This is a genomic window from Agrobacterium salinitolerans (assembly GCF_002008225.1).
In the GTDB taxonomy this organism is placed as follows: Bacteria; Pseudomonadota; Alphaproteobacteria; order Rhizobiales; family Rhizobiaceae; genus Agrobacterium; species Agrobacterium salinitolerans.
Map to the genome: position 1 here is coordinate 528297 of NZ_MRDH01000006.1, position 14907 is coordinate 543203.

At 59.4% G+C, this 14907-nt stretch carries 16 protein-coding genes; 7 read left to right on the plus strand and 9 right to left on the minus strand.

Annotation, left to right across the window (positions count from 1 at the left end; genetic code table 11):
- The first annotated feature begins 520 nt into the window (after nucleotides 1-520).
- Entirely contained in the window at nucleotides 521-3409 is a 2889-nt protein-coding gene (locus BS627_RS06600; protein WP_077982402.1) for an Rne/Rng family ribonuclease, read from the plus strand.
- A 138-nt stretch (nucleotides 3410-3547) separates the two neighbouring features.
- Here the strand turns inward: BS627_RS06600 and BS627_RS06605 are convergent, their stop codons facing one another.
- The 3 genes from BS627_RS06605 to BS627_RS06615 form a co-directional block, all read right to left on the minus strand.
- Nucleotides 3548-4252, minus strand: coding sequence for an SDR family oxidoreductase (locus BS627_RS06605; protein WP_077982403.1), 705 nt, complete (start codon nucleotides 4250-4252; stop codon nucleotides 3548-3550).
- A 131-nt stretch (nucleotides 4253-4383) separates the two neighbouring features.
- Nucleotides 4384-4743: an antibiotic biosynthesis monooxygenase family protein gene (locus tag BS627_RS06610; protein WP_077982404.1), complete on the minus strand. Its 360-nt coding sequence runs from the start codon at nucleotides 4741-4743 to the stop codon at nucleotides 4384-4386.
- Nucleotides 4740-5066 (minus strand): NIPSNAP family protein, encoded by a 327-nt coding sequence (locus BS627_RS06615; protein ID WP_003521451.1) that lies wholly within the window; start codon nucleotides 5064-5066, stop codon nucleotides 4740-4742. Before BS627_RS06615 ends, BS627_RS06610 begins: the two co-directional genes overlap by 4 nt.
- Nucleotides 5067-5140: 74 nt before the next feature.
- Here BS627_RS06615 and BS627_RS06620 point away from each other — a divergent pair, with 74 nt between their 5' ends.
- Nucleotides 5141-5824, plus strand: coding sequence for an ArsR/SmtB family transcription factor (locus tag BS627_RS06620; protein WP_077982405.1), 684 nt, complete (start codon nucleotides 5141-5143; stop codon nucleotides 5822-5824).
- A 24-nt stretch (nucleotides 5825-5848) separates the two neighbouring features.
- Here BS627_RS06620 and BS627_RS06625 read toward each other — a convergent pair whose 3' ends face one another.
- On the minus strand, nucleotides 5849-7006 hold the full coding sequence (locus BS627_RS06625) for a pyridoxal phosphate-dependent aminotransferase (protein ID WP_165691201.1): 1158 nt from the start codon (nucleotides 7004-7006) through the stop codon (nucleotides 5849-5851).
- Between the two features lie 173 nt (nucleotides 7007-7179).
- On the opposite strand from BS627_RS06625, the gene BS627_RS06630 reads away from it, so the two are divergent.
- The 5 genes from BS627_RS06630 to aat all read left to right on the plus strand — a co-directional run bounded on the left by BS627_RS06630 (nucleotide 7180) and on the right by aat (nucleotide 11007).
- The gene (locus BS627_RS06630; RefSeq protein WP_077982407.1) at nucleotides 7180-7947 is read left to right on the plus strand and encodes a DsbA family protein; all 768 of its coding nucleotides are present in this window, start codon (nucleotides 7180-7182) and stop codon (nucleotides 7945-7947) included.
- A 125-nt stretch (nucleotides 7948-8072) separates the two neighbouring features.
- Complete coding sequence (gene aroQ / locus BS627_RS06635) at nucleotides 8073-8510, plus strand: type II 3-dehydroquinate dehydratase (RefSeq protein ID WP_077982408.1); 438 nt, start codon at nucleotides 8073-8075, stop codon at nucleotides 8508-8510.
- Nucleotides 8511-8535: 25 nt separating this feature from the next.
- Nucleotides 8536-9027 (plus strand): acetyl-CoA carboxylase biotin carboxyl carrier protein, encoded by a 492-nt coding sequence (gene accB, locus BS627_RS06640; protein WP_077982409.1) that lies wholly within the window; start codon nucleotides 8536-8538, stop codon nucleotides 9025-9027.
- A 12-nt stretch (nucleotides 9028-9039) separates the two neighbouring features.
- On the plus strand, nucleotides 9040-10386 hold the full coding sequence (accC, locus tag BS627_RS06645) for an acetyl-CoA carboxylase biotin carboxylase subunit (RefSeq protein WP_077982410.1): 1347 nt from the start codon (nucleotides 9040-9042) through the stop codon (nucleotides 10384-10386).
- 6 nt (nucleotides 10387-10392) lie between these two features.
- Complete coding sequence (aat, locus tag BS627_RS06650; RefSeq protein WP_077982411.1) at nucleotides 10393-11007, plus strand: leucyl/phenylalanyl-tRNA--protein transferase; 615 nt, start codon at nucleotides 10393-10395, stop codon at nucleotides 11005-11007.
- 15 nt (nucleotides 11008-11022) lie between these two features.
- Here the strand turns inward: aat and BS627_RS06655 are convergent, their stop codons facing one another.
- The 5 genes from BS627_RS06655 to gatB form a co-directional block, all read right to left on the minus strand.
- Entirely contained in the window at nucleotides 11023-11460 is a 438-nt protein-coding gene (locus tag BS627_RS06655) for a DUF2155 domain-containing protein (protein WP_077982412.1), read from the minus strand.
- Nucleotides 11461-11592: 132 nt separating this feature from the next.
- Nucleotides 11593-11991: an NADH:ubiquinone oxidoreductase subunit NDUFA12 gene (locus BS627_RS06660; RefSeq protein ID WP_077982413.1), complete on the minus strand. Its 399-nt coding sequence runs from the start codon at nucleotides 11989-11991 to the stop codon at nucleotides 11593-11595.
- Between the two features lie 109 nt (nucleotides 11992-12100).
- Nucleotides 12101-12574, minus strand: coding sequence for a GNAT family N-acetyltransferase (locus tag BS627_RS06665; protein ID WP_077982414.1), 474 nt, complete (start codon nucleotides 12572-12574; stop codon nucleotides 12101-12103).
- Nucleotides 12571-13068: a GNAT family N-acetyltransferase gene (locus BS627_RS06670; RefSeq protein WP_077982415.1), complete on the minus strand. Its 498-nt coding sequence runs from the start codon at nucleotides 13066-13068 to the stop codon at nucleotides 12571-12573. The genes BS627_RS06665 and BS627_RS06670 overlap by 4 nt, the downstream gene beginning before the upstream one ends.
- Before the next feature lie 207 nt (nucleotides 13069-13275).
- The gene (gene gatB / locus BS627_RS06675) at nucleotides 13276-14781 is read right to left on the minus strand and encodes an Asp-tRNA(Asn)/Glu-tRNA(Gln) amidotransferase subunit GatB (RefSeq protein ID WP_077982416.1); all 1506 of its coding nucleotides are present in this window, start codon (nucleotides 14779-14781) and stop codon (nucleotides 13276-13278) included.
- Nucleotides 14782-14907: the final 126 nt, after the last annotated feature.

Genomic DNA, 14907 nt, shown 5'->3' on the forward strand with positions numbered 1-14907 from the left:
GGTGAACCAATTGTTAACCCGGAAATTCCACCAATAATATGGCATATTTAGCCAGCCTATTGCTATTGTGACAGAGAAAACATACAACACGGATGAGGGTTAAAAGTGTTGACGGGATAGATGCCCGCCGGCTGCCAATCGAAAAAGACGCTGGCGCTGCAAATCGGGCAATCATCTGCCGTCGTTACATTTATCCTGAAACTCGATCAATTCCGGCCGTGGCCGGAGACCTACCCGGTGGCGCTGCCACCGCCGCTCTGAGGAGAGCAAATTCATCGGATCCCAAGGGGTCTATATATTATTGTCGTTCCGCCTGGCCAATGATGTCGCAGCAGTTTTCACATGAACCGGATACCAGGAGCAGGCCAAGCGCCTCGCCGTCGGTCCGGATGCTGCCAGTTTACGGACGCCCGGCAGGAGACTTCATTTCCGGCACATCCTTGCACTCATATGAAAGGCTCGTCCGTGTGGCGGGCCTGTTCTCGTATAAAACAAGGCTGCGCCGAGGAGCACAGCTTACATGGCAGACAAAATGCTTATCGACGCCTCCCACGAAGAGGAGACACGCGTAGTCGTTGTCCGTGGGAACCGGATCGAGGAATTCGATTTCGAATCGGAGCACAAGAAACAGATCCGCGGCAATATCTATCTTGCCAAGGTCACCCGCGTTGAGCCCTCGCTTCAGGCGGCCTTCGTCGATTACGGTGGAAATCGCCACGGCTTTCTCGCCTTTGCGGAAATACACCCGGATTATTACCAGATCCCGCTCGCTGACCGACAGGCCCTGCTGAAAGCAGAAGCCGAGGATCATCGCCGCAGCGACGATTTCGAATCTGCAGACGCCCCCGAGCCCGGTGCGCCCATGATCGACCTTTCGCAGGTGGATCAGCCGGATGTCGGCATTGTTTCCGCAAGCGAAACCACCGAGACCGTTGTCACGGAAGAAGCTGCACCCGTTGTGGAAGCGGTTACCGAAGAAGCAGCCGTCGAGGTCGTCGCGGAAGAAACACCCGCTGAGGAAGAAAAGCCGAAGAAACGCACCCGCCGCCCCCGCGCCAAGAAGAAGACGGCGGAAGAAGAAGCCGCTGCGGCCGAGGCCGCCGAAGCGTCTTCCGAAGACGAGGGCAGCACCGGCGGCGAAATGGCCGCCATGGTCGATACCGACACGATTTCCGAGGAAGTCGAGGGTCTTCGCCGTGGCAATGACGACGATGACGACGACGATGACGATCATCACGAGAAGGAAGTGATCGAATCCGTCGGCGCCGAAGACGCCATGGAAGAGGTTCCGGACCGCGTCGCCCGCAAGCCGCGCAAGCAGTATCGCATCCAGGAAGTCATCAAGCGCCGTCAGATTCTTCTTGTGCAGGTTGCCAAGGAAGAACGCGGCAACAAGGGTGCGGCGCTGACCACTTACCTGTCGCTTGCCGGCCGTTACTCCGTTCTGATGCCGAATACGGCGCGTGGCGGCGGTATTTCCCGCAAGATCACCCAGCCGGCCGACCGCAAGCGCCTGAAGGAAATCGCGCGCGATCTGGACGTGCCGCAGGGCATGGGCGTCATCCTGCGCACCGCCGGCGCCAACCGCACCCGCGTCGAAATCAAGCGCGACTTCGAATATCTGATGCGTCTGTGGGAAAATGTCCGCACGCTGACGCTGAACTCCACGGCCCCCTGCCTCGTTTACGAGGAAGGCTCGCTGATCAAGCGCTCGATCCGCGATCTCTACAACAAGGATATCGGCGAGATCATCGTTTCGGGCGAAGAAGGCTATCGTGAAGCGAAAGACTTCATGAAGATGCTGATGCCGAGCCACGCCAAGGTGGTTCAGCCTTACCGCGACATTCACCCGATCTTCTCGCGCTCCGGTATCGAGGCCCAGCTCGACCGCATGCTGCAGCCGCAGGTGACGCTGAAGTCGGGCGGTTACCTCATCATCAACCAGACGGAAGCGCTGGTTTCCATCGACGTCAACTCAGGCCGTTCGACCCGCGAGCATTCCATCGAGGAAACCGCGCTGACGACGAACCTCGAGGCGGCGGAAGAAGTGGCGCGCCAGCTTCGCCTGCGCGACCTTGCCGGTCTTGTCGTCATCGACTTCATCGACATGGAAGAAAAGCGCAACAACCGCGCTGTCGAGAAGAAGCTCAAGGATTGCCTGAAGAACGACCGGGCACGCATCCAGGTCGGCCGCATCTCGCATTTCGGCCTTCTGGAAATGTCGCGCCAGCGCATCCGCGCTTCGGTGCTGGAATCGACCACGCAGGTCTGCCAACATTGCGGCGGCACGGGCCATGTGCGCTCCGAATCTTCCATCGCGCTGCATGTTCTGCGCGGCGTCGAGGAATATCTGCTGCGCAACACCACCCACAACATCACTGTGCGCTGCACGCCGGAAACGGCGCTTTACCTGCTCAACCACAAGCGCGGCACGATCGTCGATTATGAAGGCCGCTTCGGTGTGTCCATCATCATCGCTGCCGACGCCGGTGTCGGTGCGCAGCATTTCGCCATCGATCGCGGTGAAGCCGTCGAAAATCCTGTGAAGATCGAAAGCCTCATCCAGATGCTGCCGAACTTCGTCGAAGAGGAAGACGATTTCGTCGCAGAGGTGGAAGAGGACGAAGACGAGGAAGAAATCGTCAAGGCCCAGCCCTCCGAGCCGCGCCAGCAGCAGGGCGACAATGGCGAGGAAGGCAAGCGCAAGCGCAAGCGCCGCCGCCGTCGTCGCGGTAAGGGCGGTCAGAACGACCAGAACGGCGCGCTTGACGCCCAGTCCGAAGGCGACGATGCCGAAGGTGACGACGACGGCGTCGAAACCGATGAGGCCGATGCTGAAAACGAAAATGGTACAGCGGAAGCACTGACGTCCGATGAGGATGGCAAGCGCAAGCGCCGCCGTCGCGGCAAGCGTGGCGGCCGCCGCAACCGTGCGGAAGACGAGGCACTCGACGCCGCGGACGCCGAATCCGGCGAGGAAGGCGAAAGCGAAGAGGTTTCCGCCGAAGCATCCGTGAATGAAGAACCGACCGCCGCCGAAGTGGTGGAAGGTGTGGTTACCGACGTCGTTGAGGTTGAAGCACCGAAAAAGCCGCGCCGCACCCGCAAGGCGAAAGTAAAGACTGAAACCGAAGAAGCACCGAAGGCAGAAGCCGTTGAAACGGTAGAGCCGGTGATCGTCAAGGAAACCGTTGTCGACGTCGCCATCGAAGAAGCAGGTGAAGCCTCGGCCGATCTCGCTCCGGAAGCGGAAACAACGGCGAACGAAGAAAAGGTCCGCGCGAACCGAGGCAGTAATGTCTCGCATTCGGAGCCGGTGGTGACCTCTTCCGGCTCACCCGCAACGCCTGAAGGCGATGAACCAAAGCCGCGCAAGGGCGGCTGGTGGCAGCGCAAAGGCTTCTTCTGAGAGAAAGCCACATCTTGGATAAAAGACGCCCGTAACGATGTTGCGGGCGTTTTCTTTTATCGGTGCAAAGAACTTTTTTTCGAACCGCTCACAATTCCTGCGACAGGCACGGGATGAGGAATGGGAAAGGTCGACCGGTCAAACGGACCGCGTCAACCCGCCATCAACGCGGATATTCTGACCGGTAATATATCCCGCCCCCTCAGAGGCAAGGAATGCCACGGTTGCGGCGATTTCCTCGCTCTTGCCGTAACGCTGCATCGGCACGCTCTCTCGGCGCTCCTCCGTTGCCGGCAGGCTGTCGATCCAGCCGGGCAGCACATTGTTCATGCGCACATTGTCGGCCGCATAGGTATCGGCGAAAATCTTGGTATAGGAGGCAAGGCCGGCGCGGAACACGGCGGATGTCGGGAACATGCTGCTCGGTTCGAAAGCCCAGGCAGTCGAGATGTTGACGATGGCGCCCGCCTTCTGTTTCACCATGATGGGGGCGACGATCCGTGTCGGGCGGATGACGTTCATGAGGTAGACATCGAGGCCGATATGCCATTGCTCGTCGGTGATCTCGAGGATGGAGGCGCGCGGACCATGGCCGGCGCTGTTGACCAGCACATCGATGCGGCCGAATTTTTCGAGCGTCAAATCCGTTAGCCGCTGGAGATCGTCATTGGACTGGTTGGAGCCGGTGACGCCGATGCCGCCCAGTTCCTGCGCCAGCGCCTCTCCCTTGCCGGAAGAGGACAGGATCGCGAGTTTGTAGCCATCCGCGGCCAGACGTTTCGCCACGGCAGCTCCCATGCCGCTGCCGCCTGCCGTTACAATCGCTACCTTCTCCGCCGACATCGCTATTCTCCTTGTCCAATTCCAAGGGTGCCCCGCACCATATTGGCCCATCTATAACGGGTTTCAAAGGCGAGTTCGAACCAGAAAGCCTTGCAGCGGCATGCAGAAAAACTGATGCTGAAAAAGTCAGCCTAGCCATTTCCCCCTGCCGGATGGACTTCCCGGCTGTCGGCTGGCGCTTCCTCCCGTTCCTCCAGGCCGTAGTCGCGGATCACCTGCGCGATACGCAGCCGGTAATCGGAAAAAACGCCGGACCGGCCAAGCGACTGCGCGGCGCGATGCGGCAGGGTGTTGCGCCACGCCCTCACCGCCTCCTCATCCCGGAAGAAGGACAGAGAGAGCATCTTGTCCGGATTGCCGATACTTTGAAACCGCTCGACGGACAGAAAACCGTCGACGGTCTCCAGTTCAGCCCGCAGGCCTGCCGCGATGTCGAGATAATGCTGCTTCTCGCCTTCAGCCGGCCAGACCTCGAAAATAACGGCAATCATTGTCCGCCTCCGGCGTGCGGAGCGGAGGCGAGACGCAGGAAAAGCCGGTCCTCTCTGCGAATGAACTGTTCGCGGCGGGCGAATTCGTAGTTTTCCCGCCCCGCGGGATCGGCGGCGAGCCGTGCCCTGTAGGCTTCGTAGGCGGCCAGATTTTCGATGTTGTAGACACCGTAGGCAATGGTGCTCGATCCCTCCTTCGGCGCGTAATAACCGATCAGATCGGCCCCGCAGCGCGGTATCGCCTCACCCCATGTGCGGGCATATCGCTCAAAAGCATCGACCTTGAAAGGATCGATCTCGTAGCGGATGAAACAGGTCAGCATCGTTTGTCTCCTCGTATTTTGCCTCTCTCTTTTACGCCATTGCTTTGCATTAATGCTTCGGCTAGCATCGAAGCATGAAAGACGGACCTCTGATCGCCAATGTCGCCGCGCTGATCGGCGACCCTGCCCGCGCCAACATCCTGACGGCGCTGATGGACGGACGTGCGCTGACCGCAAGCGAGCTTGCCGAAGCCGCCGGCGTGACCCTGCAGACCGCCAGCGGTCATCTGTCGAAGCTCTCCGAGGCGCAACTCTTGAAAGCGGAAAAACAGGGACGTCACCGCTATTTCCGTCTTTCCGGCGAGGATGTGGCGCATGTTCTGGAAGCGTTGATGGGTCTTGCCCAGCGCACGGGCGCAGTCCGCGTCCGCACGGGACCGAAGGACAAGGCGCTGCGGGAAGCGCGCATCTGCTACGATCATCTGGCCGGGGAAAGCGGCGTGGCGCTGCTAGCCGCCATCACCGCAAAGGGGCTCGTGACGTTAGGTGATGATCCTGCCTTAACGGAGAGCGGACGCGAGTTCTTCTCAAGCTTCGGCATAGACCTTTCACCGCTCGAGAAGGCCCGTCGCCCGGTCTGCCTGCATTGCCTGGACTGGAGTGAGCGCCGCCATCATCTCGGCGGTGGGCTCGGCGCATCGCTGCTTGAAGCCATGCAGCAACGGGACTGGCTGCGGCGCGGAAACGGAAGGGTGCTGACCTTCACGACAAAGGGCGAAAAGGCTTTCAACAGCACCTTCAGCTGCACGCCCGCCTGAGCACCACGAACGGATGATCCCGGCTTATTTCAACCAGCCGGCAATACGTCCAACGGCCTCGGCAATGTCAGACACGGAACCCGCATAGGAAATGCGCAGCGCCCTGTGGCCTTCCTCTGGATCAAAATCCATGCCTGGAGTCGTCGCCACATCGATTTCCGCCAGCATGCGCCTGGCGAAATCCATACTGTCGTTGGAAAAGCGGCTGGTATCGACATAGGCGTAAAATGCGCCATCCATCGGGGACGCCAGCGGCAGGCCTATCTCCGGCAGGCGCGCCATCAGGAAATCGCGGTTGGTGCGATAGCTTTCCCGGTAGACATCCAGTTCCTCCGCCGCCGAAAAGGCTGCCGTCGCCGCAAGCTGCGACAGTTCAGGCGCGGAAATATAAAGGCTCTGGGCCAGACATTCGACGGGACGGACCAGATTTTCGGGCAGCACCATCCAGCCGATGCGCCAGCCGGTCATGCAATAATATTTGGAGAAGGAGTTGATGATCACGGCATTGTCGGTGATTTCGAGCGCGCTCGTCTCCTCGCCGACAAAAGTAAGGCCGTGATAGATCTCGTCGGAAATGAAAGCCATGTCGCGGCTTTGGCAATAGCTGGCCAGCCGCTTCAAAGCCTCGCGGCCGGTCACCGTGCCGGTCGGATTGGCCGGACTTGCCAGAAGCACGCCCTTCAGCTTGCAGCCGGCCTTTGTCTCCGCCCGCTCCAGACTTGCCGGCGTCAGCGTATAACCCGTTTCGGCCGTGACCGGCACTTCCACGACGTTGAGGCCGAGAGCTTTCAAAATATTGCGATAGGCCGGATAGCCGGGCCTTGCGATAGCGACATAATCGCCCGCATCGAAAAGGCTGAGGAAAGCGAGATTGAAGGCGGCAGATGAGCCAGTGGTCACGGCGATGCGGGCCGGATCGATGGCGACCTGGTGGCGTAACCGGTAATGGCCGGCGATCGCCTCCCGCAACTCACGCAGGCCGAGCGCATCGGTATAACCGATCCGCCCATGCTTCAGCGCAACCTCAGCCGCCGCAAGCGAGGCTTTCGGTGCAGGATGGGAGGGCTGACCGACCGCCATGGAAATGACGGGGCGGCCCGCCTGCCTGCGCCTGTTCGCTTCCGCCAGAATGTCCATGGCGTGAAAGGGTTCGACGGCGCTCCGCTTCGAGATCGTTATCAAGGGCATGCTCTTTCCTGAACCGTATTTCAGAGACTTGCCGCAGAATCACAATCTTCACAATCATGCGATCATAATGCGGACAAGTATTTTTGCCGTATGGCATTTGGCTTAAAGTAAGGTAATTGCCTTCATAAGATTTCAAGAGGCTCCGGCCGCAAAGAATGAGGACCGATATGGCGCATTTTCTCCGTTCCACCCTTCTTGCCAGCGTGACGGCCCTTTCGACGGTATTCGCCTCCCTGCCCGCCCATGCGCTCGACGAGCAGCAGAAGAAGGAAATGGGCGAGTTCATCAAGCAATATCTGATCGAGAACCCGGAAATCATGCTCGAGGTTCAGGATGCGCTTGAGCGCAAGCAATATGCGGCGCGCAACGCCAAGGCGGCGGAGGCCGTTGCCGACAACAAGAAGACCATCTTCGAATCAAAATACGATCTGGCGCTCGGCAACCCGGATGGCGATGTGACGCTGGTCGAGTTCTTCGACTATAATTGCGGTTACTGCAAACGCGCCATGGGCGATATGGACGCGATTTTGGAGGGCGACAAGAAGGTGCGCGTCGTCCTCAAGGAATTCCCGATCCTCGGACCGGAATCGGTTGCGGCCCACCGAGTCTCCAACGCCGTGAAGCTGCTTGCTCCGGCCAAATACGCAGAATTCCAGCGCACCCTGCTTGGTGGTCGCGGACGGGCGAATGAGGACAGCGCCATGGAAGTCGCGACCTCGCTCGGCCTCAAGGAAGCAGACATCCGCAAGTCGATGGCGGAAAACCCGAATGATGCGCAGGTGCAGGAAACCTACAAGCTGGCCAACAGCCTCGGCATCACCGGAACGCCGTCCTATATCGTCGGCGACGAGGCGGTTTTCGGTGCGGTTGGCGCCGACCCTCTGAAGGAAAAAATCGCCAATATGCGCAGCTGTGGAAAAGCCACCTGCTCCTGATTGCTAAAAAAGCCACTGCATTCCCTGTGAGATGCCTGCCCAGCGGCCGGTTTAGGGCTTGCGGGGGCTTTTCCTTGACGGCTGCGCAGTCTATAGGTGTCGCTGATTTTCTTATGGAAACGTGAATGAGCAACATCATCATCGTCATCAACGGCCCCAATCTCAACATGCTGGGAAAAAGGGAACCGGGTATCTATGGTGGCAAGACGCTGAAGGACATCGAGAATGATTGCCTTCAAGCCGGTGCCGATCTCGGTTTCGCAGTGGAATTCCGCCAGTCGAACCACGAAGGCGTGCTGGTGGACTGGTTGCAGGAGGCGGGTGAGCGGGCGGCTGGCGTCGTGATCAATCCCGGCGCCTACAGCCACACATCCATCGCGTTGCATGACGCCATTCGCGCGATTTCCACGCCCGTCGTGGAAGTGCACATTTCCAACATCCACGCCCGCGAAGAGTTCCGTCACAAATCGATGGTATCACCCGCGGCTAAGGGCATGGTCTGCGGTTTCGGACCATATGGATACATCATGGCGCTTCACGCGCTGAAAAACATCACGGCATAAAAAGAAACAAAGAATAGGGTTTGTCATGTCTGAAAAGAAACAGGGTATCGACAAGGAACTGATCCGCGAACTCGCGAATATCCTCAACGATACCGACCTTTCGGAAATCGAAGTGGAGCAGGACGACCTGCGCATCCGCGTTTCCCGCGCCGCTCCCGCCGCCACGGTCTATGCCGCAGCGCCTGCTCCTTATGCGCCCGCACCGGCGGCAGCCCCCGTTGCTGCGCCGGCCGCAGCCGCGCCGGCAGCCTCTGCGTCCTCCGCAGCACCTGCCCGCAACCCGGCCAACACCGTGTCCTCGCCGATGGTCGGCACGGTCTATCTGTCGCCTGCCCCGGGCGCACGTCCCTTCATCGAAGTGGGTGCAACGGTCAAGGAAGGCCAGACCATCCTCATCGTCGAAGCCATGAAGACCATGAACCAGATTCCGGCTCCCAAGTCCGGCAAGGTCGTGGAAATCATCGTCAACGACGCTCAGCCCGTGGAGTATGGCGAAGCCCTCGTGGTCATCGAATAAAGGCGGTTCAGCATGGTTTCGAAGATCCTCATAGCCAACCGCGGCGAGATTGCGCTACGTGTCCTGCGCGCCGCCAAGGAGCTTGGCATTCCGACGGTGGCCGTGCATTCCACGGCCGACGCGGATGCCATGCATGTGCGCCTCGCCGACGAGAGCGTCTGCATCGGCCCGCCGCCTTCGCGTGACAGCTACCTCAACATCCACCAGATCGTTGCGGCCTGCGAAATCACCGGGGCGGACGCCGTTCATCCCGGTTACGGCTTCCTGTCGGAAAATGCAAAGTTCGCCGATATTCTCGACGCGCACGGCATTACCTTCATCGGACCGACCGCCGAACATATCCGCATCATGGGCGACAAGATCACCGCCAAGCAGACGGCGATGGAGCTTGGTATTCCCGTTGTTCCCGGCTCCGACGGCGAAGTGAAGCCTGAAAACGCCCTTGAGATCGCTCGCGAAATAGGCTTTCCCGTCCTCATCAAGGCGACGGCGGGCGGCGGCGGTCGCGGCATGAAGGTGGCGAAGACCGAAGCCGATCTGGAAGAGGCCGTTGCGACGGCCCGCTCCGAAGCGGCGGCAGCCTTCGGCAACGACGCGGTCTACATGGAAAAATATCTCGGCAAGCCGCGCCATATCGAAGTGCAGGTGTTCGGCGATGGCGAAGGCAATGCCGTACACCTTGGCGAACGCGATTGCTCGTTGCAGCGCCGTCACCAGAAGGTGCTGGAAGAAGCCAATTCGCCGGCTCTGACCGTCGAACAGCGCATGAAGATCGGCGAAATTTGCGCGAGCGCCATGCGCAAGCTGAAATATCGCGGCGCCGGCACCATCGAGTTCCTGTATGAAAACGGCGAGTTCTATTTCATCGAAATGAATACCCGTCTGCAGGTGGAGCATCCGGTAACGGAAGCGATTACCGGCATGGATCTCGTGCAGGAACAGATCAGGGTCGCTTCAGGCCAGGGCCTGTCGGTCACGCAGGCGGATATCGAATTCCATGGCCACGCCATCGAATGCCGAATCAATGCCGAAGACCCGCGCACCTTCGTTCCCTCGCCGGGCACGCTGACCTATTTCCACACGCCGGGCGGTCTTGGTGTGCGCGTCGATTCCGGTGCATATCAGGGCTACAAGATCCCGCCCTATTACGACAGCATGATCGGCAAGCTCATCGTTCACGGCCGCGACCGTGACGAGTGCATTCGCCGCCTACGTCGCGCGCTGGATGAGTTCGTCGTCGACGGCATCAAGACAACACTGCCGCTTTTCCAGGATCTTCTGCAGAACGAAGATATTCTGAACGGCGATTACGATATTCACTGGCTGGAAAAATATCTGGCCGGTGACGCGTCTCACTAAGACGATATGGCTGGGCGGCGCAGCAGAAATAACGACATAACGGTCGATATTCTGCTGCGCGCCTATTCAGCCGGCCTGTTTCCCATGGCCGATTCGGCCGATGATCCGGAACTGTTCTGGGTCGAGCCGGAAATTCGCGGCATCATTCCCCTCAATAGTTTTCACGTTTCCAAAAGCCTCGCCAAAGCGATGCGCAGGAAGCCGTTCGAGATTCGCTTTAACACCGCTTTCGAAGCGGTGATGGCTGGATGCGCGGCGGAAGCGCCGGACAGACCCAGCACCTGGATCAACGCCGTCATCCGCAGGCTCTATAGCGAGTTGCACCAGATCGGCCACGCCCATAGTGTCGAAGCGTGGGAAGGCGAGGAACTTGTCGGCGGGCTTTACGGCGTCTCGCTGGGCGCCGCCTTCTTCGGCGAGAGCATGTTTTCCCGCCGCACCAATGCATCGAAGATTTGCCTCGTGCATCTGGTGGAGCGCTTGCGACAGCAGGGTTTCACCCTGCTCGACACGCAATTTACGACAGAGCACCTCAAGACGTTCGGCGCGATTGACGTACCGAAGCAGGATTATACGAAAATGCTCGATCTTGCCGTCAACCGGCCCAGTCTGCAATTTTGAAGACTTTACGTAAGGTTATTTGCTTGCCGTTGAGGGAGCAGGAACGTCAGAATCCTGCTTGCAGCCCGTCAGCCACACGTCGTAGATCGGGTGTTCCACAGCGTTGAGGCCGGGACTGTCGGCGAACATCCAGCCCGTGAAAATTCGCTTGATCTTGCGGTCGAGCGTGATTTCATCGACCTCGACAAAAGCGTCGATCTTCTGAGCTTCCGTCTGGTCGCGGGAATAACAGACTTTCGGCGTCACCTGAAGCGCGCCGAACTGCACGGTCTCATCGATATAGACATCGAAAGACGTGATGCGGCCGGTGATCTTGTCGATGCCGGAAAACACCGCCACACGGTTTTCGAGACGGGCGGCGGAGACGGGTGATACGAGGAGAACAGCAGAGACCGCTGCAAACAGCGAGACTGTCAGCGCACGCAAAGAACGATCCCGCGTGATTTTCCTCATACGATATGTCTCCAAATATTTGCCTGTGTCGAACCGCCGACCGGATCAACGCCTAAGGGCGGAATGTGGCAAAAACCGGTGAGGGCGGAAGCAAGCGCGATGTTTTGCACAACACCGCGCATCACAAGATGCTTAGTTGCCGGGGGTCCAGGCGTCGTAGTCGCCGGTTACGCGCGGGCGCTCGCCGGCCACAGCCAGCGACCCCTGCGGGCGATAGGCATTGGACGAACCGGTGAGATTGGGCTGGTGCGGCTTTTGCCAGTCACGCGCAACGTAGCTTTCCTGGCTCGGCGGCACGTCGGTGCGGTAATGCATCCAGCCATGCCAGCCGGGCGGAATGGCCGAGGCCTCAGCATAACCATTGTAGATCACCCAGCGGCGCGGCATGCCCCAGGATGTGGTGCCGCCTTCGTAGTAGGTATTGCCCAACTCGTCCTGTCCTACCTTCTTGCCGAAGCGCCAGGTGTGAAACCGCGTTCCGATCGTCTGGCCGTTCCACCAGGTGAAGATTTGCGTCAGGAGAGTCTTCATTCTACGTTCCTCGGGCTTGAATGCGCCGCAGCGATTTTCCGTGCACGGCACAAGACATGCTTATGCCGCCCCTCACGGCAATTGTCCAGCATTTCGAGATATATCCGCGCTATTTCAGCTTCATCCTGAAGCCCAGATGCCGCTTCTCGAAACCGAGCCGCTCGTAAAAGCGATGCGCGTCTAGCCGGGCCATGTTGGAGGTGAGCTGCGCGGCGTTCAGACCCTGACGGCGGGCTTCTTCCAGGCAAAAATTGATCATCACCGCACCGATGCCGCGACCGCGCATATCGGCCCGCGTCTGCACTGCCTCGATCACCATGGACTTCGCCCCTCGCCCGACGAGCTTGGTGAGGATCGCCGTCTGGAAGGTGCCGACCACCTCGCCATCCAGTTCAGCGACATAAAGCGTCTCGCTCGGCGACGCCTCGATGGCCCGGAAGGCGGCGAGGTAATCGGGCTGCGCCGATTCGTCTGCCGTATCGCCGTGGCCACCGATCTCGTCGGCGGCAAATATGGCGGCAAGCGCCGGCACATCGTTTTCGCTCGCCGTTCGAATTACAAGATTTTCCAAGGTCGCATTCATCGGGTCAGGCTCTTTTCCATAACGATGCCGGGCAGCCCCTCGATGCCAGCCATGCGCTCGATTCGGTCCACCTCGACAAATCCGACGCCTTCATAAAAGGCGATTGCGACAGTATTTTTAGGCTCGACTTCAAGCCGCATGATTTCCGCATCCGGAAAGCAGGTTTCGAGTTCCGCGAAGAGATCGCGGCCTACACCCTGCCGCTGAAGATCGGGCGCCACATAAAGCTGGTGCAGCAGGGCGGTCTTCGCCATCTTGGTGGACATCGAGCCATAGGCCATGCCGCCGATCCGCTTGCCGTCATCGGCCACCAGAAACTCGCCGCCCTTTTTCTCGACCCGGTCCTTCATGGCCTGCGGCGAATGCCATGCGAGGATCAACTGGTTCACCTTGTCTGCGCCGTAGATCGCGTCATAGGTGGCGTGCCATGTCGTGGCCAGCAACGTGCGTACGGGCTCGATATCTCGCAGACCTGCGGTGCGGATGAAAAACATGATTTGGCTCCGTCTCAGAATAGAAAAAGCCGGGCGTTGATCCCGGCAGAAGTGATGTCAGTCCTTCGTACTCGACGTCATCCTCGGGCTTGTCCCGAGGATCTGAGCACGTTTGACCTTGTGGGTCGTTAGATCCTCGGGACAAGCCCGAGGATGACGGATGAGAGCTGTCGGCCTCAATGCTTCTACGGCAGAGGCAGCCTCCGCTTATTCGTCCTCAATGCCAAGCTTGGCCTTGACCAGCGCCTGCACCGCCTGCGGGTTGGCCTTGCCGCCCGTCGCCTTCATGACCTGACCGACGAACCAGCCGGCGAGCGTTGGCTTTGCTTTGACCTTCTCGACCTGGTCCGGGTTAGCGGCGATGATTTCATCGACGGCCTTTTCGATGGCGCCGGTATCGGTCACCTGCTTCATGCCGCGGGCTTCGACGATCTCAGCCGGATTGCCGCCCTCGTTCCAGACGATCTCGAACAGGTCCTTGGCGATCTTGCCAGAAATGGTCTCGGCCTTGATGAGATCGATGATACCGCCGAGCTGTTCTGGCGAAACCGGGGTCGTCTCGATATCCTTGCCCGATTTGTTCAGTGCACCGAGCAGATCGTTGATGACCCAGTTGGCAGCGGCCTTCGCATCGCGACCGGCAGCAACCGCCTCGTAATAATCGGCAATTGCCTTTTCCGAAACGAGGATCGAGGCGTCATAGACCGACAGGCCGAGATCGGCCACGAAACGTGCCTTTTTGTCGTCAGGAAGCTCCGGCAGATCGACCTTCAGCGCCTCAACGAAAGCATCGTCGAATTCAAGCGGCAGCAGATCAGGGTCCGGGAAATAGCGGTAATCATGCGCGTCTTCCTTGGAGCGCATGGACCGCGTCTCGCCCTTGCCGGGATCGAACAGGCGGGTTTCCTGATCGATCACGCCGCCATCTTCCAGAATGGCGATCTGGCGACGCGCCTCATATTCAATGGCCTGACCGACGAAGCGGATGGAGTTGACGTTCTTGATTTCGCAGCGCGTACCGAAACCTTCGCCCGGACGGCGCACGGAGACGTTGACGTCGGCGCGCATGGAGCCTTCATCCATGTTACCGTCGCAGGTGCCGAGATAACGCACGATGGAGCGCAGCTTGGTGAGATAGGCCTTCGCTTCATCCGACGAGCGCATGTCCGGCTTGGAGACGATTTCCATCAGCGCCACGCCCGAACGGTTGAGGTCCACGAAGGACATGGTCGGGTGCTGGTCGTGCATCGACTTGCCAGCGTCCTGCTCCAGATGCAGGCGCTCGATGCCGATCTCGATGTCCTCGAAATTGCCCTGACGGTCTGGACCAAGCGAAATGGTGATAGTGCCTTCACCGACGATCGGGTCCTTGAACTGCGAAATCTGGTAGCCCTGCGGCAAATCCGGATAGAAGTAATTCTTGCGGTCGAAGATCGAACGGTTGTTGATCTTTGCCTTCAGGCCGAGACCGGTACGTACCGCCTGCTTGACGCACTCCTCGTTGATGACGGGCAGCATGCCGGGCATGGCGGCATCGACCAGCGACACGTTGGAGTTCGGCGCATTGCCGAAGGTGGTGGAGGCACCGGAGAACAGCTTGGAATTGGAGAGAACCTGCGCATGCACCTCCATGCCGATCACGATTTCCCAATCGCCGGTGGCGCCGGGAATGAAGCGTTTCGGGTCGGGGGTGCGCACGTCTACAAGGGTCATCTGAAGCTCACGATATACGGGTTCTTTGGCCTTGGTGGGTAGAACAAATGCAGCGCGGGCGCAAGACATGTTGCGCCCTCTCGCCACCGGCCTACGATTTTCGCCAATGCCGGACACGCCTTTTTT